The following is a 22760-nucleotide window of genomic DNA, read 5'->3' as shown; positions in this document are numbered from 1 at the left end:
GAGTTCCCTCATGACGCTGACCGCCACCGCCGCTCCGGCTGCCAAGAAGTCCACCTACCGGCCGCTGGAGTTGTTCGACACCGACCGGCTGCTCGATGCCGACGAACGCGACATCGCCGCGACGGTCCGGCAATTTGTCGATACCCGCCTGCGGCCGAATGTCGGCGAGTGGTTCGAATCGGCCACGCTGCCCCGGGAGCTGGCCAAGGAGTTCGGCAAGCTCGGGGTGCTGGGCATGCATCTGCAGGGTTACGGCTGCGCCGGCACCAACGCGGTCAGCTACGGCCTGGCGTGTATGGAGCTGGAAGCCGGCGACAGCGGGTTCCGCAGTTTCGTCTCCGTGCAGGGCTCGCTGTCGATGTTCTCGATCTACCGCTATGGATCTGAGGAACAGAAGAATGAATGGCTGCCCCGGCTGGCCGCCGGGGAGGCGATCGGCTGCTTCGGTCTGACCGAGCCCGACTTCGGTTCCAACCCCGCGGGCATGCGCACCCGCGCCCGCCGCGACAACGCCGACTGGGTGCTCAACGGCACCAAGATGTGGATCACCAACGGCAACCTCGCCGACGTGGCCACGGTCTGGGCGCAGACCGATGACGGCATCCGGGGCTTCCTCGTGCCCACCGACACCCCGGGATTCACCGCCAACGAAATTCATCGCAAGCTGTCTCTGCGGGCCTCGGTGACCTCCGAGCTCGTGCTCGACAACGTGCGGCTGCCGGCCGCGGCACAACTGCCGCTGGCCGAGGGTCTGTCGGCTCCGCTGTCCTGCCTCAACGAGGCCCGGTTCGGCATCGTGTTCGGCTCGCTCGGCGCGGCCCGCGACAGCCTGGAGACCGCGATCGACTACGCGGGTGCACGCGAGGTGTTCGACAAGCCGCTGACCAGCTACCAGCTCACCCAGGAAAAGCTGGCCAACATGACCGTCGAGCTCGGCAAGGGGATGCTGCTGGCGATCCAGCTGGGCCGCATCAAGGACGCCGAGGGCGTTCGTCCCGAGCAGATCAGCCTGGGCAAGCTCAACAATGTCCGCGAAGCACTGGCCATCGCACGGGAATGCCGGACCCTGTTGGGCGGCAGCGGAATCACCCTCGAATACTCACCGTTGCGCCACGCCAACAACCTCGAATCGGTCCTCACCTACGAAGGCACCTCCGAGATGCACCTGCTGTCGATCGGCAAGGCGCTGACCGGCCAGGCGGCCTTCCGCTGAACCGCCGCAACCTGATTGGAGCAATCGGATGACCACGCACACACCTGCACGACTGCAGCACCTCATTGCCGGGCAGTGGATTTCCGGCGAGGGCGACGGGGTCCGTAGTGTCGATCCTTCGCGGCCACAGTCGGTCGTCGCCGAAGGTGGGGCCGCGAGCGCGGACCATCTCGAGGCGGCGGTGGCCGCGGCCGGCGACTCGGTTCGCGCGTGGGCGGCCACCCCGATGGCCGCGCGCGGTGGCGTGCTGCTGGCCGCGGCCGAGATCCTCGACGACAACGCCGGCGAGTGGGGCCGCGACCTGTCGGTTGAAGAAGGCAAGACGCTGGCCGAAGGCGTCGGTGAAGTGCGCCGTGCTGCCCAGATTCTCCGCTACTACGGCAACGAGGGGGATCGTCAGGCCGGCGAGATCTATGCCTCCCCGCGTGCCGGTGAACAGATCCTGGTCACCCGCAAGCCGGTTGGCGTCGTCGGGGTCATCACCCCGTTCAACTTCCCAATTGCCATCCCGGCGTGGAAGATCGCGCCCGCGCTGATCTACGGCAACACCGTGGTGTGGAAGCCCGCCAGCACCGTGCCGCTGCTCGCGATGCACCTGGCAAGTGCGCTCGACACCGCAGGTCTGCCGGCGGGTGTGCTCAATTTGCTCATCGGCGGCTCGGCCATCGGCGACGGGATCGTCAACCATCCCGACGTCGATGCTGTCACTTTCACCGGATCGACCGGCATCGGGCGGCGTATCGCGAGCATGGCTGCCGCCCGCGGGGTGCCGGCACAAGCCGAGATGGGCGGTAAGAACGCCGCCGTAGTGCTCGACGATGCAGATCTGGACCTGGCGGTCGAGCAGGTGATGCTGGGTGCGTTCCGTTCGACCGGTCAAAAGTGCACGGCCACATCCCGATTGATCCTCACTGAGAAAGTCGCCGACCGCTTCCTCGACATGCTCGCTGACCGTGCCGGGGCACTCGTCGTGGGCGACCCGGTTGATGAGGCCACCCAGATGGGGCCGGTCGTCAGCGAGTCGGCGTACAAGACGATCACGACGGGCATCGAAACCGCGCGGACCCAGGGAGCGACGGTCCTGGCCGGCGGGCGGGCGTATGCCGACGAAATGCGGGCTCGCGGCTACTTCATCGCGCCGACGATCATCGAACTCGGCGACCAGCCTGCCGACCTGTGGACCGATGAGTTGTTCGGCCCAGTTCTCGCGGTGCGCCGCGCCGACGACGCCGAGGAAGCGTTCGCGCTCGCCAATGACAGCGAATTCGGCCTCTCGGCAGCCGTTTTCACCCAGGACCTGACCCGGGCGCTGCAGGCGGTCGAACACATCGACGTCGGGGTCCTGCATGTCAACTCCGAATCGGCCGGGGCTGATCCGCACGTGCCGTTCGGTGGCGCCAAGAAGAGCGGGCTTGGGCCCAAGGAACAGGGATCGGCGGCCCGCGAATTCTTCACCCACACCACCACGGTGTACCTGCGCGGCGGGGCGCCGCGCTCATGATCGCCGGTGCGCTCGACGGAATCGCCGTTGTCGACTTCAGTCGTGTACTCGCCGGCCCGTACGCGACCATGATGCTCGGCGACTTCGGTGCGGACGTCATCAAAATTGAGCGGCCCGGCGTCGGGGACGACACCCGCGAGTGGGGGCCGCCGTACGATTCATCAGGCGTGGCAACGTATTTCAATTCCGTCAACCGCAACAAGCGGTCGGTCGTGCTGGATCTGACCGACCCGGACGACCGGGAGCGCGCCCGATCCCTGGTGGCCGGCGCCGACATCGTGGTGGAGAACTTCCGGCCTGGTACCATGGAGAAACTCGGGCTGGGCTACGAGGACCTGCGCGCGATCCGTCCCGATCTCATCTACTGCTCCATCACCGGATTCGGCCGTGACGGCGGCGCCGAACTGCCGGGCTATGACCTGCTGGTGCAGGCGGTCGGCGGGTTGATGAGCGTCACCGGAACCGAACCGGGCGATCCGACCAAGGCCGGCGTGGCACTGGTCGACGTACTGGCCGGCCTGCATGCCGTCACGGGCATCCTGGCGGCGCTGGCGCACCGCGACCGCACCGGGATCGGACAGCGCGTCGACACCAACCTGCTGTCAGTGCTGTTGTCCTCCATGGTCAACCAGGCCTCGGGATTCCTGGGCGCCGGCAGCGTCCCGACGATCATGGGAAATCGCCACCCGAGCATCGCGCCCTATCAAACCTTCAACACCGCGGATCGGCCCATCGCGCTGGCGGTCGGCAACGACAAGCAGTTCCGGCTATTGGTCACGGCCCTCGGGCTCGAAGCGCTCGCCGACGACGGACGATTCACCTCGAACGCGCTACGCGTGCGTCACCGAGATGAGCTGTGTGCTCTGTTGGAGGCCGAGTTCAGCAATCACAGCGCCGATCACTGGTACTCGGTGCTGACTGCTGTGGGGGTGCCAGCCGGGCCCATCAACGACATGGCCGAGGCGTTCACCTTCGCCGAGAAGCTGGGCTTGGCCGTGACCGTCCCGGTTCCCGGGAGCAGCACCCCTCAGGTCGCCAACCCCGTGTCGCTGTCGGCGACGCCGGTGCAATACCGCAGTGCACCGCCCCGACTGGGAGAGCACCTGCTCGGCGACCCCGCCGGCATCACGGCTTGAGCAGCGCGACGACCTTGTCCTCAAGGGCGACCGGATCGGCGTTCGGGTCGGCGGGTTCCGTGTGCGGCAGGTCGCCCTCGGGGTCGGCGAAGTCGCGGTAGGTCTTGTCGCCGGCCAACGTGGCCAGCAGATACCCGGTGAGCAGGCCGCGAACGATCTTCTGGGTGTCCCGGTCGGCGCCGGGCAGCCCGATGAACCGGGCCAGTCGACGACCCTCGACCAGGCCACCGGCCTGCGCCTTGCTCACAGTCCGCAGCGTCGCGCCCTCCCAGGCCCGCGCCAGCTCCACGGCGTTCGAGCGCAGCGTCATCGGGTCGCCGGGGGCGGTCAGGACCAGGCCGGGCACCTTCAGCGTCGACGCCGGTTGTTCGGCCGGCGGCTTGGTCACCGTCGGGAACAGCGACACCACGGCCTTCGGGCGGTGCGGGTCGCCTCCCATGCCCGCGGCGGCGAACACGGCGGCGGACCCGCCGAAACCGTGCCCGACCACACCGCGCTTGCCCGGGTGCACGCTGATCTTGCCCGTCCCCAGCCGCACCCCGGTGATGATTTCGAGGGCCGCGCCCAGGTCGAAGGCGAAATTGAGCACCGACGGAGCCAACCCCGTCTCGGTGTTGGGTGCCGCCGCCACGATGCCCCAGGAGGCCAGGTGCTCCAACGTGCGCGTGTAGTTGTCCGCCTGAGTCATCCACTCGTGGCCGAACACCACACCGGGCAGATTCAGGCCGGACTCCGGCGTGTACACCACTCCCGGCATGCCGGCGAACGCCAGGTCACCGCGCAGAACCCGATGCGGTCCGCGGCGGGTCAACCCTGCGAAGAGCTTCTTTGTGCTGGCCACGCGTTGACCGTAGCGCAGGGCCGCCGCGGCGCGTGAGCGCCAATTGAGCCTGAGGCGCGCCCGGGTGCTTTCGCGGTGATATGCGTCAAACGCCGTCGCGCAGAATCGGGCCACGGCTCCGTCTGCACTACCCTGGGACCCTATGTGTGGAATCGTCGGCTACGTCGGGGCGCGCCCGGCCCGCGGCATCGTGGTCGACGCGCTGCGCCGGATGGAATACCGGGGTTACGACTCCGCGGGAATCGCGCTGATCGACGGCAACGGCGGGTTGACGGTGCGTCGCCGCGCCGGCCGCCTGGCCAACCTGGAGTCCACCCTCGCCGAGACCGATGACGGCGTGCTGACCGGCACCACCGGCCTCGGCCACACCCGGTGGGCCACCCACGGCCGGCCCACCGACCGCAACGCGCACCCGCACCGCGACGCGGCAGGCAAGATCGCCGTCGTCCACAACGGCATCATCGAGAACTTCGCCGGCCTGCGTGCCGAGCTGGAAGCCGACGGGGTCGAGTTCGCCAGCGACACCGACTCCGAGGTGGCCGTGCACCTGGTGGCCCGTCAGTACGCCAACGGCGACACCGCCGGAGACTTCCCGGCGTCCGTCCTGGCCGTACTGCAGCGCCTGGAAGGCCACTTCACCCTGGTGTTCGCCAGCGCCGACGATCCGGGCACGATCGTGGCCGCTCGCCGGTCCACCCCGCTCGTCGTCGGCGTCGGTGAGGGCGAGATGTTCGTCGGCTCCGACGTGGCGGCGTTCATCGAGCACACCCGGAACGCCGTGGAGCTCGGCCAGGACCAGGCGGTGGTGCTGACCGCCGACGGCTACCGGATCACCGACTTCTTCGGCCGGGACGACCTGCAGGCCGGCCGGGACTACCGGGAATTCCACATCGACTGGGATCTCGACGCCGCCGAAAAGGGTGGCTACGACTACTTCATGCTCAAGGAGATCGCCGAGCAGCCCGCGGCGGTGGCCGACACCCTGCTGGGGCATTTCGTCGACGGTCGCATCGTGCTCGACGAGCAGCGCCTTTCCGATCAGGAACTGCGCGAGATCGACAAGGTCTTCATCGTCGCGTGCGGCACCGCGTACCACTCCGGCCTGCTGGCCAAATACGCCATCGAGCACTGGACCCGGCTGCCGGTCGAGGTCGAGCTCGCCAGCGAGTTCCGGTACCGCGACCCGGTGCTGGACCGCAGCACCTTGGTGATCGCCATCTCGCAGTCCGGCGAGACCGCCGACACGCTGGAGGCGGTGCGGCACGCCAAGACGCAGAAGGCCAAGGTACTGGCGATCTGCAACACCAACGGCAGCCAGATCCCGCGCGAGGCCGACGCGGTGCTCTACACCCGGGCCGGGCCGGAGATCGGCGTGGCCGCCACCAAGACGTTCCTGGCCCAGATCGCCGCGAACTACCTGGTGGGCCTGGCCCTGGCGCAGGCCCGCGGGACCAAGTACCCCGACGAGGTCGAGCGCGAGTACAGCGAGCTGGAAGCCATGCCGGACCTGGTCAGCCGGGTGCTGTCCGGGATCGAGCCGGTGTTCCAGCTGGCACAGCGGTTCGCGACGTCGCCCACGATCCTGTTCCTGGGGCGGCACGTCGGCTACCCGGTGGCATTGGAAGGCGCGCTCAAGCTCAAGGAGCTGGCCTACATGCACGCCGAGGGCTTCGCCGCCGGTGAGCTCAAGCACGGTCCGATTGCCCTGATCGACGAGGACCTGCCGGTCATCGTGGTGATGCCGTCGCCCAAGAACGCGCAGATGCTGCACGCCAAGCTGCTCTCGAACATCCGGGAGATCCAGGCGCGCGGCGCGGTCACCATCGTCATCGCCGAGGAAGGCGACGACACGGTGCGGCCCTACGCCGACCACCTGATCGAGATCCCGGCGGTGTCAACGCTTTTCCAGCCGTTGCTGTCGACCATCCCGCTGCAGGTGTTCGCGGCCGGGGTGGCCCGGGCTCGGGGTTACGACGTCGACAAGCCGCGCAACCTGGCCAAGTCCGTCACCGTCGAGTAGCGCCGGCGCCGAGGTCTGATGGATCTGCGGGTTCCCAAGGTCAACGTCGCCCGACGCTGGGCCCGGGACGGGTTGGGGGCCTTCGTCTCCGACGCGGCGTTCGAGCACTTCCTGGGCACCTACCGGGCCGGGATGGCGGCCCTGCCGCCGTTCGAATTGTTCGACGTGCCAACCTCGTTCGGAACGGTACGGGCCTACCGGTTCGCGGGGCCGGACTCAGGTGCGCCGGTGGTGCTGCTGCCGGGCCGCAACGCGTCGACGCCGATGTACCAGGCCAACCTCGGGCCGTTACTGCAACGGCGCACGGTGTATGGCATCGACCTGTTGGGCGAGGCAGGCCTCTCGGTGCAGCACAAGGCGATTCGTGGCGCCGCCGATCAGGCGCAGTGGCTCGATGAGGCGCTGGCGGGTCTCGGGCTGGATCTGGCGCATCTGCTCGGGGTGTCGATAGGCGGCTGGACGGCCGCGAACTCTGCAGTGCACCGGCCTCGGCGGATCGCGTCGCTGACGCTGCTCGATCCGGTGTTCACCTTCACCGGCATTCCGGCCAAGGCGATGCTCGCCTCGGTGGCACTCTTCGCGCCGGGTGTTCCGGAGAGCTGGCGCCGGCGGGTGCACAGCTGGATAGCCGGCGGCTCCGACATGGAGGCCGCCGAGCTCGAATCCGCGCTGATCGATGCCGGGGCAAAGGATTTCACGCTGCGCACACCGATGCCGAGACTGTTCAGCGATGAGCAACTGCGGAGTCTCGACGTGCCGGTGCTGGCGTTGATCGCGGGCCGCAGTGTCATGCTCGACCCGGAGCGCGCCGTCACCCGGGCGCGAGAGCTGCTGGCGCGCGGGGAAGTTGAGCTCTGGGTCGATGCATCTCATGCCGTCAACGGTGAATACCCGGACGAGATCGCACAACGTGCGGGGCGGTTCTGGGACGAGGTGTGAACCTCTGGGTCCTCAGGCCCGGATCACCGACGGCCCCAGGGCTTCATAGCGCTGTGCTTCCTCAGCGGGCAGCTCGGTGCCGGTGACGATCGACTCAATCTCGGAGACGTGCGCGAACCGGCAGAAACTCGTCTCCCCGAACTTGGAATGCGCCGCCACCAGTACACACCGTTGCGCGACCTTCACCGCCGTCTGCTTCACCGCTGCCACCGCAGGATCCGGTGTGGTGAGGCCATGCTCGACAGTGATCCCGTTGGTGCCCAGGAAGGCGATATCGATTACCAGGCTGCTCAGTCGCTCTACCGCCCACTGGTCGACGGTGGCCAGGGTGCGTCCCCGCATTCGCCCGCCGATCATCAGGACGGTGACGGTCTCGCTGTGCGCCAGCGCTTCGGCGGCCAGCAGCGATGATGTCACCACGGTCAGTTCTTGATCGGCGAGCTGTTCGGCGATCAGCCGTGGCGTGAAACCCTCATCCAGGTAGACGGTTTCGGCGCCGTGCAACAGGCGTGCCGCCGCGGCAGCGATGCGGTGCTTCTGGGCCAGATCCACCTGGCTGCGGTATTCGACGGTGGATTCGAACGCTGCGGTCTCCAGTGGGATCGCGCCGCCGTGTACACGTTTGAGCAGTCGTCTCCCGGCCAGCGCCTTGAGGTCGCGGCGAATGGTCTCGGCCGCGACGTCGAGTTCCTCGGCCAGCGTCAGTACATCGACGCGGCCCCGGCTGCGCGCGAACTCGACGATGCGACTCTGGCGGGTATCTGAATCCACGCTTGCCATTCTGGGGCACCCGGGTGTGGCGTCGGTTATTTGCTGTCGGAAAGCACTGCGCGCACGTCGTCGGCGCTGGTCGCCGCCCGCAGCCGGGCCACCTCGTCCTTGTCGAGGAAGACGTGCGCGATCTTGGTCAGCAGTGCCATGTGGTCGTTGCCCAATCCCGCGATGCCGACGACGAACTCAGCGGGCTTGCCGTTCCAGTCGATCGGTTCGGGGTAGCGCACGAACGAGATCCCCGTGCGGCGGATCGCGGTCTTGGCCTCGTTGGTGCCGTGCGGGATGGCCAGACCGTTGCCCATGTAGGTCGACACCGACTTCTCACGCTCATGCATGGCATCCACGTAGGCCGGCTCGACGGCATCCGCCGCGACCAACAGGGCACCGGCCTCGTCGATGGCGGCGTCCGCCGAAGTGGCGGTGCCGGCCAGCACGATCGAATCGAGGGGCAACACGTCGTCTGCTTTGCTCACGCGCTGTTCCTCGGCAACCGCTGCGCCGCCGGCAGAGTTCGTGTCACCGAGCATCTCGACGATCTCGTCGTAGCGGGGTGAACTCATGAAGTCCTCCACCGAGACATGAACGGCCGAAGCGGTTTTCAGGCGGGCCCGGTCGGTCAGGTCGCGGTGGGTCACCACCAGGTTGTACGTGTCGGTGAGGTTCGCGATCGATTGGTTGGTCACGGTGATGTCGCCGAATCCTGCGGAACGGATCTTCTTGCGCAGCACCGACGCACCCATCGCCGAGGAGCCCATACCGGCGTCACAGGCGAATACGATGCTGGTCACCGGACCCCGGGGCGTGCCGACCAGGGCGGAGGCCACGCTGGACTTCTTGCCCTTGAGTGCCTCCATCTCGGCGGTCGCCGCAGCCAGATCAGGTTCGTCGCCGGCACGGTCGGTCTTGAGCAGCAGTGAGGCGACGGCGAACGAGACGGCCGTGGCCCCGAGCACCGACAACGTCACTCCGAGGAAGCTGCCGCCGGCGGTCTGCGCGTAGATCGCGATGATCGAACCGGGCGCGGCCGGCGCGCGCAACCCGGAACCGAACAGCACGTTGATGAAGACGCCGGTCATGCCGCCGAGGACGGTGGCGGCGATCAGCTTGGGCTTCATCAGCACGTACGGGAAGTAGATCTCGTGGATACCGCCGAAGAACTGGATGATCGCGGCGCCCGGCGCCGAGGCGCGGGCGACGCCGCGGCCGAACACCATGAACGCCAACAGGACTCCCAGCCCGGGACCGGGATTGGTCTCGAGCAGGAACAGGATCGACTTGCCGGTCTCCAGCGCCTGGGTGGTGCCCAGCGGTGTCAGCACCCCGTGGTTGATGGCGTTGTTGAGGAACAGCACCTTCGCCGGTTCGATGAGCAGTGAGGTCAGGGGCAGCAGGTCGTTGCTGACCAGGAAGTCCACCGCGTTTCCGGCGGCACGGGTGAACGATGACACGATCGGTCCCACCCCGAAGAAGCCGAGGATGGCCAGCAGCATGCCGAGGATGCCCGCGGAGAAGTTGTCGACGAGCATCTCGAAGCCGGGCCGGATCTTGCCTTCCCAGAGCGCGTCGGCCTTCTTCATCGCCCAGCCGCCCAGTGGCCCCATGATCATCGCGCCCATGAACATCGGGACATCCGCGCCGGCGACCACCCCCATGGTGGCGATCGCCCCGACGACGGCGCCGCGGTTGCCGTGGATCATCCGGCCACCGGTGTACCCGATCAGGACCGGGAGCAGGTAGGTGATCATCGGGCCGACGATGCCGGCGCCGTCGTAGCTGCCCCAGCCGCCGATTCTGGCCACCCATCCGTCGGGGTCCTTGAGTCCGGAGAAGATGGCCTGCAGCCAGCCCTGCTCGATGAAAAGGGCCGTGATCAGGCCCCAGGCGATGAAGGCGCCGATGTTCGGCATCACCATGTTCGACAGCGAGGTACCCAGCTTCTGCACGTGCACCCGGACTCCGGTGCGTGGCGCTTCGACAGTGGACATCTGACGACCTCCGATCTTGCCGGCTGCTGGGTGACGCCGGTCACATGCACCTCAGTACACCGCACAAGTGGGCACTAATGCAAGCAATCGGGCGTAAATGGGCAGACTAAAATGTGGTTTTATGACCGCATCGGAGTTAGGGTGCTGATACCGAACCGGTTATCGCCAGTCCCTGTGTGAGTCGAGAGGACCGCCATGAAAGCCCTGCGTTACTACGCCCCCGAGGACGTCCGGTTGGAGGATGTGCCCGAGCCCCAATGCGGCCCAGATGAGGTGAAGATCCGGGTTCGCAACTGCTCCACCTGCGGCACCGACGTCAAGATCCTGCACAACGGGCACCAGAACCTGACCCCACCGCGCACCATCGGCCATGAGATCGCCGGTGACATCGTGGAGGTGGGTGCCGACGTGAATTCCACCTATGGCACCGATTGGGCCGAGGGTGACCGGGTTCAGGTGATCGCGGCGGTCCCGTGCGGGGAATGCCACGAGTGCCGCAAGGGCTGGATGGCTGTGTGCCAGAACCAGACATCGATGGGCTACCAGTACGACGGTGGGTTCGCCGAGTACATGATCGTTCCGCGCCAGGTAATCAAAGTCGATGGGCTGAACCGGATTCCGGACAACGTCGGTTACGACGAGGCGTCGGCGGCCGAACCGTTCGCGTGCGCGATCAACGCGCAGGATCTGCTCGGTATCGAAGAAGGCGACACCGTCGTGGTGTTCGGCGCCGGCCCCATCGGCTGTATGCACATCCGCATCGCGCGCGGTGTGCACAGCTGCGGCCCGGTCTATCTCGTCGACGTGAACGAAGGCCGGCTCAAGATCTCGGCCGACGCCGTGCGTCCCGATGAGGTGATCAACGCGGCGGAGGTCGACGTCGTAGAGAAGGTGATGGAACTGACCGGCGGCCGCGGCGCGGACATCGTCATCACCGCCACCGCGGCCAACATCACCCAGGAGCAGGCCATCGCCATGGCGGCCCGCAACGGGCGCATCTCTTTCTTCGGTGGACTGCCCAAGACCAACCCGACCATCACCTGTGATTCGAATGTGGTGCACTACCGGCAGTTACACATCCACGGCGCCAACGGCTCCGCGCCGGAGCACAACAAGCGTGCGCTGCAGTACATCTCGACCGGTCAGGTGCCGGTGAAGGACCTCATCACGCGCCACATCCCGCTCGACGATGTGCTCGACGCGTTCTCGATCGTGCAGAACGGTGAGGCCATCAAGGTGACGGTCGAGCCTGCCGCTGCGACGGCAGCGGTCTGACGGCGCGGTCCTCGCTGAAGCCCAGCGCCAGCCCGCACGCGATCAGGCCGATCCCGGCCCAAACCGCCGTGCCGGGAATCGCCCCGGTGACGGGCATCCCGATCACGGCGGCGGCCACCGGCGCCACTCCCGTGAGCAGGCCGGCCCGCCCGGCGCCCAGCTGCCGCACGCAGGTGTACCAGAGGATGAAGGCGACCGCCGTCACGCAGACGGCCAGATAACCGATGGCCAGAATCTGGCCCGTGTCGAAATTGCTTGCTGCTCTCCACCCTTCGGCGCTCAGCGCGAGCACGCCGAGCATCGCGGCGGCCATCCAGGTGGTGTGCACCGATATTCCCGCAGGCCCGTGTGAGCCGAGTACCGGCACCGCCAGCAGTGTGAAGCCGGCTTCACAGCCGAAAACGACTACGGCCCAGAGGAGTCCGATGGTATCGGCGCGGCCCAGTCCTTCGACGGCGACCGCCCCGATGCTGACCACGACAGCCGCGGCCAACACCCGCCTTCGCGGCTGGTGGCCTTCCAGCAGTGGCCCCACCGTCGCCAGTGCCACCGGTACACACGCCACTGCCACTGCCAGTACTGCCGGTTCGGCGTGCTGAGATCCACGCACCAGGGCGAGGTTGAACAGCACCAGGCCGGTGACGGTGACCCCCATCAGCCAGAGCCACTCGGTGCCTCGGGGGCGGCGCAGGGGTTGGCCGGTGAATCGGACCCATGCGAGCAGCAGCGCGCAGGCAATGGCGTAGCGCAGTGCCTGCGCGGTGTGCAGAGGCGCATCGGCGAGTGCACCTGAGACCGCCACGCTGCCGCCGACGAACGTCATGCCGAGTGCGCCGGACGGGCCGGCGCGGGTGGAGCTGGACATGCTCCCATGCTGGCGCCAATATGGTCCAACAAGTAGAACCAAGTTTGGATATCTGTCATGGACCAAGTTGCAGGCGCAGACTTTCTGCAGCTCGACCCGGCGTCCGCCCCGACCCGCGGACTCACCGACTGGCTCGCGGATGCGCTGCGCACCGCGATCGCAGACGGGAGGCTCGTCCCAGGCACCCGGTTCCCGGCGACCCGGGTGCTGGCCGGCGAACTCGCGGTGTCACGCGGTGTGGTTGTCGAGGCCTATCGGCGCCTTGCCGACGAAGGTCTGGTCAGCGGGCATGCGGGCGGTGGCACCCACGTACTCACGCAGCCGGTCCGGCCGCCCCGGGCAGGCGTTGGGGCGCCGGCGGTGGCACGGCTGCCGCGGCCCCGTTTGCCGGTCGGCGAAGGAATCGATCTCTCGCCGGGGGTGCCCGACCTGTCGGCATTCCCGCGCGGCACCTGGTTGCGCGCCGAGCGCGCGGTGCTGGCCGAGACCTCGCCGGAAGACCTCGGCTACGGAGATCCGCACGGCCATCCGCGGTTGCGGGCGGCGCTCGCCCCGTGGCTGGGCCGGGCCCGTGGGCTGCGGATCGAACCCGACGACATCCTGGTGGTCGCGGGTGTCGCCCAGGCCGTCGCATTGCTCGCGCAGCAGTTGCATGGCGAAGGCCTCGACACGATCGCCGTCGAAGATCCCGGTTCGCGCGGAGCCGTCGACGAACTCGAGTACTGGGGTCTGCGCCCGGTTCCCGTCCCCGTCGACGACGACGGCATCGTCGTCACGGAGCTGGCCGCCACCGGCGCACCCACCGTCTTCCTGACCCCGGCGCATCAGTTCCCGACGGGCGTGGTGCTCGGCCCGCATCGGCGCCGGGAGCTGCTCGAGTGGGACGGGGAGCTGATCATCGAAGACGACTACGACGCCGAATATCGCTATGACCGGGCACCCGTGCCGGCCTTGCACCCGTCGGCGCCCGATCGCATCGCGTATGCCGGCAGCACCTCGAAGAGCCTGGCACCCGCGCTGCGTCTGGGCTGGGTGGTCGCGCCCCCGCGGCGCCATCCGGACCTGGTGGCCGCCAAGCATGCCACCGACCTCGGCAGCCCGACCCTGCCGCAGCTGGTGCTCGCCCGGCTACTGGAATCAGGTGAGTACGACCGGCATGTCCGGCTGGTGCGCGCACGGCACCGGGCCCGGCGCGATGCGCTGCTGGACGTGTTGTCGGTCGCGATGCCCACCGCGAAGGTGAGCGGTGTCGCCGCCGGCCTGCACCTGCTCGTCACGCTGCCCGAGGGCATCGATGACGTCGCACTGGCCGACGATCTGCGTGCAGCCGGTGTCCTCGCGCATCCCGTGTCCTGGCACCGGCGGCTGCCCGGACCGCCCGGGCTGGTGCTCGGGTACGCCTCGCATCCACCGGACCGGTTACGCGAAGCCGCAGCCACCATCGCGCGGATCGCGCGAAAGTGACGCAACGGTCGTTCCTGCGCGTCGGCAGCAGCCATAGCGTCACTTTCGGTGACGTCCCGAGCAAACACACGTAACCTGTTGGCGCGCGGCAAAGTCGAACACATCTCGAGTGGAACGGGAGCTGATGCGGTACTACTACTCGGCCGATGCGATCCGTGCCGCCGAGGCCCCACTGCTGGCATCGCTGCCCGACGGTGTGCTGATGAGCCGTGCCGCCTATGGGCTGGCGACGGCGATCGCCACCGAACTGAAGCTGCGGACCGGTGGTGTTGCGGGCCGGCGGATCTGTGCGGTGGTGGGCTCCGGCGACAACGGCGGTGACGCCCTGTGGGCGGCGACGTACCTGCGCCGTCGCGGAGCGGCCGCCGATGCCGTCCTGCTCAATCCGGACAAAACTCACGCGAAAGCCTTGGCGGCGTTCCGGCGGGCCGGCGGCCGCGTGGTTTCCCGCATCGCCGCAGCAACCGATCTGGTGATCGACGGAGTAGTCGGCATCTCCGGGCGCGGCCCATTGCGCCCCAACGCCGCGGCGGTATTCGAGGCCAACACCGCCCCCGTCGTCGCCGTCGACATCCCCAGCGGGCTCGACGTACAGACCGGAGCCGCCGAAGGCCCACATGTGCGTGCCGCGCTGACCGTCACGTTCGGCGGTCTCAAACCCGTACACGCACTTGGGGAATGCGGCCGCGTCGAACTCATCGACATCGGCCTGGACCTGGCGCCGACCGACCTGGCCGGGTTCGAGGTGGCCGATGTACGGGCCCACTGGCCGATCCCGGGCCCGCACGACGACAAGTACACCCAAGGGGTGACGGGTGTGCTGTCCGGTTCGGCGACCTATCCCGGTGCAGCCGTTCTGAGCACCGGCGCCGCGGTGGCCGCGACCTCCGGTATGGTCCGCTATGCGGGAAGTGCTGCACCGCAGGTGCTTTCACATTGGCCCGAGGTGATCGCCGCGCCCAGCCCGCAGGAGACCGGCCGGGTCCAGGCGTGGGTGGTCGGGCCCGGGCTGGGCACCGATGACACGGCGAAGGCTGCGCTGCGGTTCGCGCTCGAATCCGACCTGCCGGTGATCGTCGACGCCGACGCTCTCACGCTGCTGGCCGCCGATCCCGGCCCGCTCGCCGGGCGCGGCGCACCCACTGTGCTCACCCCGCACGCCGGCGAATTCCAGCGGTTGGCCGGTGATCCACCCGGCGCCGATCGTGTCGCCGCCACCCGCGCCCTGGCCGAGCGACTCGGCGCCACCGTGCTGCTCAAGGGCAACGTCACCGTCATCGCCTCGCCTGGGGGAACGACATATCTCAACCCGGCGGGCCAATCCTGGGCCGCCACAGCCGGATCCGGCGATGTGCTGTCCGGAATCATCGGCGCCCTGCTGGCCGCCGGACTGCCCGCCGGCGAGGCCGCAGCCGCGGCAGCCTTCGTCCATGCCCGTGCCGCCAACCTGTCGGCGGCCGATCCCGGTCCCAACCCGGCGCCGACGTCGGCGTCACGCATCCTCGCCCATGTCCGCGCCGCAATCGCGGCGCTGTAACGAAAAGGATCTCCATGCCGCACAAGCACCCTCGCACCCCGCACATCTCACCGGCGTATACCGGCAGGTTGGCGATGGCCCCGGTTCCGTCGTTGCGTCTGCCCGATGACGCGATGGAACCCGGTGCGGCGTACCGCTTCATCCACGACGAGCTGATGCTCGACGGCAGCTCCCGGTTGAACCTCGCGACGTTCGTCACGACCTGGATGGACCCCGAGGCCGAGAAGCTCATGGCCGAGACGTTCGACAAGAACATGATCGACAAGGACGAGTACCCGGCCACCGCCGCGATCGAAGCGCGCTGCGTGAGCATGGTCGCCGAACTGTTCCACGCCGAAGACCTGAGCGACGAGGATTCGTCGGCCGCGTGCGGCGTCTCCACCATCGGCTCCAGCGAGGCGGTGATGCTGGGCGGCCTGGCCATGAAATGGCGGTGGCGCGAGAAGGTCGGTAAGGATTGGAAGGGGCGCACCCCGAACCTGGTGATGGGCTCCAATGTCCAGGTGGTGTGGGAGAAGTTCTGCCGCTACTTCGACGTCGAGCCTCGCTACCTGCCGATGGAGGAGGGGCGCTACGTGATCACCCCGGAGCAGGTGCTCGACGCGGTCGACGAGGACACCATCGGCGTCATCGGGATCCTGGGCACCACTTACACCGGGGAGTTGGAGCCGATCGCGGAGATCTGCGCGGCGCTGGACCAGCTCGCTCAAGACAAGGGCCTGGACATCCCCGTCCACGTCGACGCCGCGAGCGGCGGATTCGTCGTCCCGTTCCTGCACCCCGACCTGGAGTGGGATTTCCGGTTGCCGCGCGTGGTGTCGATCAACGTCAGCGGCCACAAGTACGGGCTGACCTACCCGGGCATCGGCTTCGTGGTGTGGCGCAGCAAGGAGTACCTGCCGGAGGACCTGGTGTTCCGGGTCAACTACCTCGGCGGCGACATGCCGACGTTCACCCTCAACTTCTCGCGGCCCGGCAATCAGGTGGTGGGCCAGTACTACAACTTCCTTCGGCTCGGCCGGGCCGGATACACCCAGGTGATGCAATGCCTGTCGCAGACGGCGCGCTGGCTGGGGGACGAACTGCGTGACAGTGAGCACTTCGAGCTGATCACCGATGGATCGGCCATCCCCGTCGTCAGCTTCCGCCTCAAAGGCAAACCGGGCTACACCGAGTTCGACGTGTCCGAGGGATTGCGCTCCTTCGGCTGGCAGGTGCCGGCCTACACCATGCCCGAGGGGGCCACCGACGTCGTGGTGCTGCGGGTCGTGGTGCGTGAGGGGTTCTCCGCGGACCTGGCCCGGGCGCTCAAGGACGACATGATCACGGTGCTTCAGCGACTCGACAAGCTGAAGCCGAGCGGAGCATTCAACGACCTGCAGCCGTTTGCGCACTAAACGGGGCCTATCGGTCCGCTGATCTGCCCCGATGAGTGCCTCTGGGACAATGGTCGGCGGTGATATGACATGCAGACGACTGAACTCCAGACATCGCTGACCCCGCACGCATCCCCGCAGGCAGTTGTGGACCTCGCCGCGATCGACCACAACGTCCGCCTGCTGCGTGAACACGCCGGCAGCGCCCGGGTGATGGCTGTGGTCAAGGCCGACGGCTACGGGCACGGTGCCGTCGAGGTGGGCCGGGCCGCCCTGGCGGCCGGGGCCGCCGAACTCGGGGTGGTGACGATCGCCGAGGCGTTGGCACTGCGGGCCGGCGGGATCACCGCTCCGGTGCTGTGCTGGCTGCACCCGCCGGGTACCGACTTCGCCCCCGCGCTCGAGGCGGATGTGCAGATCGCGGTGTCCTCGGTACGCCAGATCGACGATGTGGTGGCGGCCGTGCATCAGACCGGGCGAACGGCGACCGTCACGGTGAAGGTCGACACCGGCCTGAGCCGAAACGGTGTCAGCCCGGCTGATTTCCCCGAGGTGATCGCCGGGCTGGGCCGTGCCCAGGCCGCCGGGGCGATCCAGGTGCGCGGCATCATGAGTCACCTGGTGCACGGCGACGAGCCCGACAATCCGTTCAATGATCTGCAGGCCAAGCGGCTCACCACGATGCGGGAGCAGGCCGCGGCCCAAGGTGTGGTGTTCGAGCTGGCCCACCTGGCCAATTCGCCGGCGGCGATGACCCGTCCGGACCTGGCGTTCGACATGGTGCGGCCCGGGATCGCGGTCTACGGACTGAGCCCCATCCCGGAGCGTGGCGACATGGGGCTGATTCCTGCTATGACATTGAAATGCCCTGTCGCGCTGGTGCGTTCGGTGCATGCCGGCGACGGAGTGTCCTACGGTCACCGATGGATCGCCGACCGGGACACCACCCTGGCCCTGCTGCCGGTGGGCTACGCCGACGGCATCTTCCGCTCGTTGAGCGGGAAGATCGAGGTGCTGATCAATGGCCGGCGCTGCCCGGCCGTCGGGCGGATCTGTATGGACCAGTTCGTCGTCGACCTCGGCCCGGGCGCCACCGACGTCACCGAAGGCGATGACGCGATCCTGTTCGGCCCCGGTACGCAGGGGGAACAGACCGCCCAGGACTGGGCCGAACTGCTGGGCACCATCAACTATGAGGTGGTGACCAGCCCGCGCGGCCGGATCACCCGCACGTATCTGCAGGCGGGTCGCGCGCGTTGAGCCGCAATGCGCAGTGGCTGGCCGGCGCCGCCGGGCTGACCGCTGTGGGTACGGTCGCGGGCAGATCGGTGGCGCGGTCGCTGACCCGGCGCAGAGCCGGCGAGGATCCCTACCTGGGCGAGGATTTCGAACGCCTCGATGCTGACCGCAGCTCCGTGGTGACGACCGACGACGGGGTGCCGCTGGCGGTACGCGAAGTCGGCCCCAACGACGCACCGCTGACGGTGGTATTCGCTCATGGTTTCTGCCTGCGCATGGGGGCCTTCTACTTTCAGCGCACCCGGCTGGCCGAACAGTGGGGTCCGCAGGTGCGGATGGTGTTCTACGACCAGCGGGGCCACGGTCAGTCCGGGGCCGCGTCACCGGACACCTACACCGTTGAGCAACTCGGGCGTGATCTGGAAGCCGTTCTGGCCGTGACGGTTCCACGCGGACCCGCGGTTCTGGTCGGTCATTCGATGGGTGGCATGACGGTGTTGTCGCATGCGCGGCAGTTCCCGCACCGCTATCCAAAACAGATCGTCGGCGCCGCGGTGATCTCTTCGGCGGTCGAAGGTGTGTCCCGCTCGCCGTTGGGGGAGATTCTGCGTAACCCGGCCCTGGAGGCGGTGCGGTTCGTGGCCCGCTATGCCCCCGGCGCGGTGCACCGCACCCGCGGTGCGGCCCGGTCGGTGATCGGGCCGGTTCTGCGCGCGGCGTCCTACGGCGACGAGGCGGTCAGCCCCAGCGTGGTCGAGTTCTCCCAGCGGATGATGCACGGCACCTCGATCACCACGCTGGTCGAGTTCCTGCATGCCCTCGAGGTCCACGACGAGGCCGGGGCCCTGCAGGTGCTGGCGAAAGTGCCGACACTGATCGCCTGCGGTGACCGTGACCTGCTCACCCCAATGGAATACTCAAAGGCCATGGCCGCACAGCTACCCCGCTCCGAACTGGTGATCGTCGGGGGAGCGGGTCATCTGGTCCAGCTTGAGGAGCCCGTGGTGATCGACGACGCACTGGTCCGTCTGGTGGAGCGGGCCACGCCCTCCAAACTGGTCACCCTGACCCGCCGGGTCCGCGACCGGGTCCGGTTCCGTGGCTGAGCGCAGTGCCGGCACAGCCCAGCTGACCACCGCCGAGGACACGATTGCCCTGGGCGCGACGCTGGGCGCGGGGCTCAAGGCCGGTGACGTGGTGGTGTTGTCGGGCCCGCTGGGTGCGGGCAAGACGGTGATGGCCAAGGGCATCGCGCAGGCCATGGATGTGGACGGGCCGGTGGTCTCGCCGACGTTCGTGCTGGCCCGCGTGCATCGCGCCCGTCAGCCCGGCCGTCCGGCGATGGTGCACGTGGACATGTACCGCTTGCTCGACCACCCCGGCGTCGACCTGCTGGGGGAACTCGACGCACTCGACCTCGACACGGACCTGGACGACGCCGTGGTGGTCGTCGAATGGGGCGAGGGTCTGGCTGAACGTCTTTCCGAACATCACCTGGACATCCGGATCGAGCGGGACACCGAAACCGAGACGCGCACGGTGATCTGGCAGTGGAGCGCCCCATGAACGTGTTGACCATCGACACCGCGACCCCGGCGGTCAGCGCCGGCGTGGTCCGTCGCGCCGAGGACGGCACGGTGGAGGCCCTTGCCGAACGTGTGACCGTGGACGCCCGCGCCCACGCCGAACAGCTCACGCCGAACGTGCTGGGCGCCGTGTCCGATGCCGGGATCACGGTTGCCGATCTCGACGCCGTCGTCGTCGGGTGCGGACCCGGCCCGTTCACCGGGCTGCGGGTGGGGATGGCCAGCGCCGCGGCATTCGGTCATGCGCTCGGCGTCCCGGTGCACGGGGTGTGCAGCCTGGACGCCATCGGAATCCACACCGACGGCGACGTATTGGTGGTCACCGATGCGCGGCGGCGTGAGGTGTACTGGGCGCACTACCGCGACGGGGTCCGGGTCGACGGCCCCGCCGTCAACGCGCCCGGCGATGTCGCGGCCGTACTGCAGAGCTCAGTGGCCACCGTGGCCGGATCACCCGAGCACGCCGCAATGTTCACCCTGCCCCGGCTCGACGTGGTGTATCCGACGCCTGCGGGCCTGGTGCGCGCCGTCACCGATTGGGATGACCCGCAGCCGCTGGTTCCGCTGTATCTGCGCAGGCCGGACGCCAAACCCTCTGTGGCGGTGCGGAAATGACCGTATTCGACGCGCTGACCAGTGCCGATGCCACGCGGTGCGCGGAGCTGGAGGCCAAGCTGTTCGTCGGTGACGATCCCTGGCCGGCCCGGGCGTTCCTGGCCGAACTCGATGCCAAGCACAATCGCTACATCGCGGCCCGCAGCGACGGGCAGCTGGTCGGCTATGCCGGTATCTCCCGACTGGGCCGAATGCGCCCGTACGAGTACGAGATCCACACCATCGGCGTCGACCCCGACTTCCAGGGGCAGGGGATCGGGCGGCGGCTGCTCCACGATCTGCTCGACTTCGCCTCGGGCGGCACGGTTTTCCTGGAAGTGCGCACCGACAACGAAGCGGCCATCGCGCTGTATGAGAGCGCCGGATTCGTCAACATCGGCCTACGCAAGCGGTATTACCGCGTCAGCGGGGCCGACGCCTACACCATGCAACGCCTTCCCCAGGGGGACCCGACGTGATCATCCTGGCCATCGAAAGTTCTTGTGACGAAACCGGAGTCGGCATCGCCGACCTGGCGCAGGACGGGACCGTACGGCTGCTCGCCGACGAAGTCGCCTCCAGCGTCGACGAGCACGCCCGCTACGGTGGCGTCGTTCCCGAGATCGCCTCGCGCGCGCACCTGGAGGCATTGGGGCCGACCATGCGCCGGGCTCTCGACGTCGCCGGCATCGAGCGGCCCGACGTCGTCGCCGCGACCATCGGGCCCGGGCTGGCCGGAGCCTTGCTGGTCGGGGTGGCCGCCGCCAAGGCGTACGCGGCCGGCTGGAACGTCCCGTTCTACGGGGTCAACCACCTTGGCGGACACCTGGCCGCCGACGTGTACGACCACGGGCCGCTGCCCGAGAGCGTGGGCCTGCTCGTCTCGGGTGGGCACACCCACCTGCTGCACGTCCGGTCGCTGGGGGAGCCGATCATCGAGCTGGGCAGCACCGTCGACGACGCCGCCGGGGAGGCCTACGACAAGGTGGCCCGGCTGCTCGGGCTGGGCTATCCGGGCGGGCGGGTGCTCGATGAGCTGGCCCGCACCGGGGACCGTGACGCCATCGTGTTCCCCCGGGGGATGACCGGACCGCGGGACGACCCGTACGTGTTCAGCTTCTCCGGCCTCAAGACCGCGGTGGCCCGCTACGTCGAGGCCCACCCGGATGCCTCGCAGGCCAACGTGGCGGCCGGTTTCCAGGAGGCGGTCGCCGACGTGCTGACCGCCAAAGCCGTGCGTGCGGCCACCGACCTCGGAGTGTCCACCCTGCTGATCGCGGGCGGGGTGGCGGCCAACTCGCGGCTCCGTGAACTCGCCGAGGAACGCTGTGCGGCGGCCGGCCTGACGCTGCGGGTACCGCGGCCACGGTTGTGCACCGACAACGGCGCGATGATCGCCTCGTTCGCCGCGCACCTGATCGCGGCCGGCGCGGCGCCGTCGCCGCTGGATGTGGCCAGCGATCCGGGGCTGCCGGTGGTGAAGGGGCAGGTGGCATGAGCGTCGCTGACAAGCTTGAGGTCACCGAGCTGCTGTACCGCTATGCCGAGCTGATCGACGCCGGCGACTTCGACGGGGTCGGGGAGCTGCTCGGCCGCGGCGAGTTCATGGGGGTTGCGGGTGCGCCGGCCATCGCCAAGTTGTTCGCCGCCAGCACCCGGCGCTTTCCGGACCACGGCAACACCCCGCGGACCAGGCATTTGGTGCTCAACCCGATCGTCGACATCGACGGCGAGCGCGCAGCCGCTCGCTCGACGTTCTGCGTCGTGCAGAACACCGACACCGTGCCGCTGCAACCGATCGTGGTCGGCCGCTACGCCGACGTGTTCGCCCGTGACGAAAACGGCTGGTATTTCATCGAGCGCAAAGTCGACGTCGAGATGGTCGGGAATGTGTCTGACCACCTCATGATGGATCCGAGCGCTTTCAGCCGGTAATCAGAGGCCACCCTTGAGTGCTAGCACTCGCATGTATAGAGTGCTAGGTGGCATGCGGCCTAACCCAGCGCCGGCACCCGCGACGACGGAGCAAGGGCACGGACGCTTGCCGAACACCTGGTAACCGGCATCTGGGGATCCCCCCGGATCCACACCCCGAAAAGTGGAGGGCTTCCATCGTGGCAGTCAACATCAAGCCACTCGAGGACAAGATCCTCGTTCAGGCCAACGCGGCCGAGACCACGACCGCTTCCGGTCTGGTCATCCCGGACACCGCCAAGGAAAAGCCGCAGGAAGGCACCGTCGTCGCAGTTGGCCCCGGCCGCTGGGATGAGGATGGCGAGAAGCGGATCCCCCTGGACGTTGCCGAGGGCGACACCGTCATCTACAGCAAGTACGGCGGCACCGAGATCAAGTACAACGGCGAGGAGTACCTGATCCTGTCGGCACGCGACGTGCTGGCTGTCGTTGCAAAGTAGT

Annotated in this window: 21 protein-coding genes; 17 read left to right on the top strand and 4 right to left on the bottom strand. The window is 68.2% G+C overall.

Annotated features, from left to right (window positions below; all coding sequences use genetic code 11):
* Positions 1 to 10: 10 nt before the first annotated feature.
* Genes ACWEFV_RS12955 through ACWEFV_RS12945 form a run of 3 tightly spaced genes read left to right on the top strand, consistent with a single transcriptional unit; the run spans position 11 to position 3850 of the window.
* Entirely contained in the window at positions 11 to 1213 is a 1203-nt protein-coding gene (locus ACWEFV_RS12955) for an acyl-CoA dehydrogenase family protein (protein ID WP_450070440.1), read from the top strand.
* A gap of 28 nt (positions 1214 to 1241) precedes the next feature.
* The gene (locus tag ACWEFV_RS12950) at positions 1242 to 2714 is read left to right on the top strand and encodes an aldehyde dehydrogenase family protein (RefSeq protein WP_450070439.1); all 1473 of its coding nucleotides are present in this window, start codon (positions 1242 to 1244) and stop codon (positions 2712 to 2714) included.
* A complete protein-coding gene (locus ACWEFV_RS12945) occupies positions 2711 to 3850 on the top strand; it encodes a CaiB/BaiF CoA transferase family protein (RefSeq protein WP_450070438.1) in 1140 nt (379 codons plus the stop codon). Before ACWEFV_RS12950 ends, ACWEFV_RS12945 begins: the two co-directional genes overlap by 4 nt.
* On the opposite strand, the gene ACWEFV_RS12940 is transcribed toward ACWEFV_RS12945, so the two are convergent.
* Positions 3840 to 4691 (bottom strand): dienelactone hydrolase family protein, encoded by an 852-nt coding sequence (locus tag ACWEFV_RS12940; RefSeq protein WP_450070437.1) that lies wholly within the window; start codon positions 4689 to 4691, stop codon positions 3840 to 3842. The two genes, ACWEFV_RS12945 and ACWEFV_RS12940, sit on opposite strands and share 11 nt — an antisense overlap.
* A 142-nt stretch (positions 4692 to 4833) precedes the next feature.
* Here ACWEFV_RS12940 and glmS point away from each other — a divergent pair, with 142 nt between their 5' ends.
* Positions 4834 to 6711, top strand: a complete 1878-nt coding sequence (gene glmS / locus ACWEFV_RS12935; protein WP_450070436.1) for a glutamine--fructose-6-phosphate transaminase (isomerizing) — start codon at positions 4834 to 4836, stop codon at positions 6709 to 6711.
* Positions 6712 to 6729: 18 nt separating this feature from the next.
* A complete protein-coding gene (locus tag ACWEFV_RS12930; protein WP_450070435.1) occupies positions 6730 to 7650 on the top strand; it encodes an alpha/beta fold hydrolase in 921 nt (306 codons plus the stop codon).
* A gap of 12 nt (positions 7651 to 7662) precedes the next feature.
* Here ACWEFV_RS12930 and ACWEFV_RS12925 read toward each other — a convergent pair whose 3' ends face one another.
* Both ACWEFV_RS12925 and ACWEFV_RS12920 read right to left on the bottom strand, forming a co-directional pair.
* Entirely contained in the window at positions 7663 to 8421 is a 759-nt protein-coding gene (locus tag ACWEFV_RS12925) for a DeoR/GlpR family DNA-binding transcription regulator (RefSeq protein WP_450070434.1), read from the bottom strand.
* 35 nt (positions 8422 to 8456) lie between these two features.
* Positions 8457 to 10409, bottom strand: a complete 1953-nt coding sequence (locus ACWEFV_RS12920) for a PTS mannitol transporter subunit IICBA (RefSeq protein WP_450070433.1) — start codon at positions 10407 to 10409, stop codon at positions 8457 to 8459.
* Between the two features lie 195 nt (positions 10410 to 10604).
* Here ACWEFV_RS12920 and ACWEFV_RS12915 point away from each other — a divergent pair, with 195 nt between their 5' ends.
* Entirely contained in the window at positions 10605 to 11684 is a 1080-nt protein-coding gene (locus ACWEFV_RS12915; RefSeq protein WP_450070432.1) for a zinc-dependent dehydrogenase, read from the top strand.
* Here ACWEFV_RS12915 and ACWEFV_RS12910 read toward each other — a convergent pair.
* Positions 11641 to 12549 (bottom strand): DMT family transporter, encoded by a 909-nt coding sequence (locus ACWEFV_RS12910; RefSeq protein ID WP_450070431.1) that lies wholly within the window; start codon positions 12547 to 12549, stop codon positions 11641 to 11643. The genes ACWEFV_RS12915 and ACWEFV_RS12910 overlap by 44 nt on opposite strands.
* 57 nt (positions 12550 to 12606) lie before the next feature.
* Between ACWEFV_RS12910 and pdxR the strand changes: the two genes are divergently transcribed.
* From pdxR to groES, 11 genes are all read left to right on the top strand, one after another.
* A complete protein-coding gene (gene pdxR, locus ACWEFV_RS12905) occupies positions 12607 to 14013 on the top strand; it encodes a MocR-like pyridoxine biosynthesis transcription factor PdxR (RefSeq protein ID WP_450070430.1) in 1407 nt (468 codons plus the stop codon).
* Positions 14014 to 14137: 124 nt separating this feature from the next.
* Positions 14138 to 15550 (top strand): NAD(P)H-hydrate dehydratase, encoded by a 1413-nt coding sequence (locus tag ACWEFV_RS12900; protein ID WP_450070510.1) that lies wholly within the window; start codon positions 14138 to 14140, stop codon positions 15548 to 15550.
* Positions 15551 to 15564: 14 nt separating this feature from the next.
* Positions 15565 to 16947 (top strand): glutamate decarboxylase, encoded by a 1383-nt coding sequence (locus tag ACWEFV_RS12895; protein WP_135453000.1) that lies wholly within the window; start codon positions 15565 to 15567, stop codon positions 16945 to 16947.
* A gap of 69 nt (positions 16948 to 17016) precedes the next feature.
* Positions 17017 to 18186 carry an alanine racemase gene (gene alr, locus ACWEFV_RS12890; RefSeq protein WP_135453001.1) on the top strand — a complete coding sequence of 390 codons (1170 nt, stop codon included), beginning with the start codon at positions 17017 to 17019 and terminating at the stop codon, positions 18184 to 18186.
* Positions 18183 to 19271: an alpha/beta fold hydrolase gene (locus ACWEFV_RS12885; protein WP_450070429.1), complete on the top strand. Its 1089-nt coding sequence runs from the start codon at positions 18183 to 18185 to the stop codon at positions 19269 to 19271. Before alr ends, ACWEFV_RS12885 begins: the two co-directional genes overlap by 4 nt.
* Positions 19264 to 19731 (top strand): tRNA (adenosine(37)-N6)-threonylcarbamoyltransferase complex ATPase subunit type 1 TsaE, encoded by a 468-nt coding sequence (gene tsaE, locus ACWEFV_RS12880; RefSeq protein WP_450070428.1) that lies wholly within the window; start codon positions 19264 to 19266, stop codon positions 19729 to 19731. Before ACWEFV_RS12885 ends, tsaE begins: the two co-directional genes overlap by 8 nt.
* Positions 19728 to 20366: a tRNA (adenosine(37)-N6)-threonylcarbamoyltransferase complex dimerization subunit type 1 TsaB gene (gene tsaB / locus ACWEFV_RS12875; protein WP_135453003.1), complete on the top strand. Its 639-nt coding sequence runs from the start codon at positions 19728 to 19730 to the stop codon at positions 20364 to 20366. The genes tsaE and tsaB overlap by 4 nt, the downstream gene beginning before the upstream one ends.
* Positions 20363 to 20824, top strand: a complete 462-nt coding sequence (gene rimI / locus ACWEFV_RS12870; RefSeq protein WP_135453004.1) for a ribosomal protein S18-alanine N-acetyltransferase — start codon at positions 20363 to 20365, stop codon at positions 20822 to 20824. Before tsaB ends, rimI begins: the two co-directional genes overlap by 4 nt.
* Positions 20821 to 21843, top strand: a complete 1023-nt coding sequence (gene tsaD / locus ACWEFV_RS12865; RefSeq protein WP_450070427.1) for a tRNA (adenosine(37)-N6)-threonylcarbamoyltransferase complex transferase subunit TsaD — start codon at positions 20821 to 20823, stop codon at positions 21841 to 21843. The genes rimI and tsaD overlap by 4 nt, the downstream gene beginning before the upstream one ends.
* Complete coding sequence (locus tag ACWEFV_RS12860) at positions 21840 to 22280, top strand: nuclear transport factor 2 family protein (protein WP_450070426.1); 441 nt, start codon at positions 21840 to 21842, stop codon at positions 22278 to 22280. Before tsaD ends, ACWEFV_RS12860 begins: the two co-directional genes overlap by 4 nt.
* 176 nt (positions 22281 to 22456) lie before the next feature.
* Positions 22457 to 22759, top strand: a complete 303-nt coding sequence (gene groES, locus ACWEFV_RS12855) for a co-chaperone GroES (protein WP_036390082.1) — start codon at positions 22457 to 22459, stop codon at positions 22757 to 22759.
* Position 22760 lies beyond the last annotated feature (1 nt).

The sequence above is a fragment of the Mycobacterium sp. NPDC004974 genome (genome assembly GCF_053600815.1).
The sequence above is the reverse complement of the archived record's forward strand: the minus strand, read 5'-3'. Positions and strand labels throughout refer to the sequence as shown.

Excerpts from the sequence above, each read along its gene's own strand:
- ACWEFV_RS12955 (WP_450070440.1), top strand. The coding sequence starts at position 11 with ATGACGCTGACCGCCACCGCCGCTCCGGCTGCCAAGAAGTCCACCTAC.
- ACWEFV_RS12950 (WP_450070439.1), top strand. The coding sequence starts at position 1,242 with ATGACCACGCACACACCTGCACGACTGCAGCACCTCATTGCCGGGCAG.
- ACWEFV_RS12945 (WP_450070438.1), top strand. The coding sequence starts at position 2,711 with ATGATCGCCGGTGCGCTCGACGGAATCGCCGTTGTCGACTTCAGTCGT.
- glmS (WP_450070436.1), top strand. The coding sequence starts at position 4,834 with ATGTGTGGAATCGTCGGCTACGTCGGGGCGCGCCCGGCCCGCGGCATC.
- ACWEFV_RS12930 (WP_450070435.1), top strand. The coding sequence starts at position 6,730 with ATGGATCTGCGGGTTCCCAAGGTCAACGTCGCCCGACGCTGGGCCCGG.
- ACWEFV_RS12920 (WP_450070433.1), bottom strand. The coding sequence starts at position 10,409 with ATGTCCACTGTCGAAGCGCCACGCACCGGAGTCCGGGTGCACGTGCAG.
- ACWEFV_RS12915 (WP_450070432.1), top strand. The coding sequence starts at position 10,605 with ATGAAAGCCCTGCGTTACTACGCCCCCGAGGACGTCCGGTTGGAGGAT.
- ACWEFV_RS12910 (WP_450070431.1), bottom strand. The coding sequence starts at position 12,549 with ATGTCCAGCTCCACCCGCGCCGGCCCGTCCGGCGCACTCGGCATGACG.
- pdxR (WP_450070430.1), top strand. The coding sequence starts at position 12,607 with ATGGACCAAGTTGCAGGCGCAGACTTTCTGCAGCTCGACCCGGCGTCC.
- ACWEFV_RS12900 (WP_450070510.1), top strand. The coding sequence starts at position 14,138 with ATGCGGTACTACTACTCGGCCGATGCGATCCGTGCCGCCGAGGCCCCA.
- ACWEFV_RS12895 (WP_135453000.1), top strand. The coding sequence starts at position 15,565 with ATGCCGCACAAGCACCCTCGCACCCCGCACATCTCACCGGCGTATACC.
- alr (WP_135453001.1), top strand. The coding sequence starts at position 17,017 with ATGCAGACGACTGAACTCCAGACATCGCTGACCCCGCACGCATCCCCG.
- tsaB (WP_135453003.1), top strand. The coding sequence starts at position 19,728 with ATGAACGTGTTGACCATCGACACCGCGACCCCGGCGGTCAGCGCCGGC.
- rimI (WP_135453004.1), top strand. The coding sequence starts at position 20,363 with ATGACCGTATTCGACGCGCTGACCAGTGCCGATGCCACGCGGTGCGCG.
- ACWEFV_RS12860 (WP_450070426.1), top strand. The coding sequence starts at position 21,840 with ATGAGCGTCGCTGACAAGCTTGAGGTCACCGAGCTGCTGTACCGCTAT.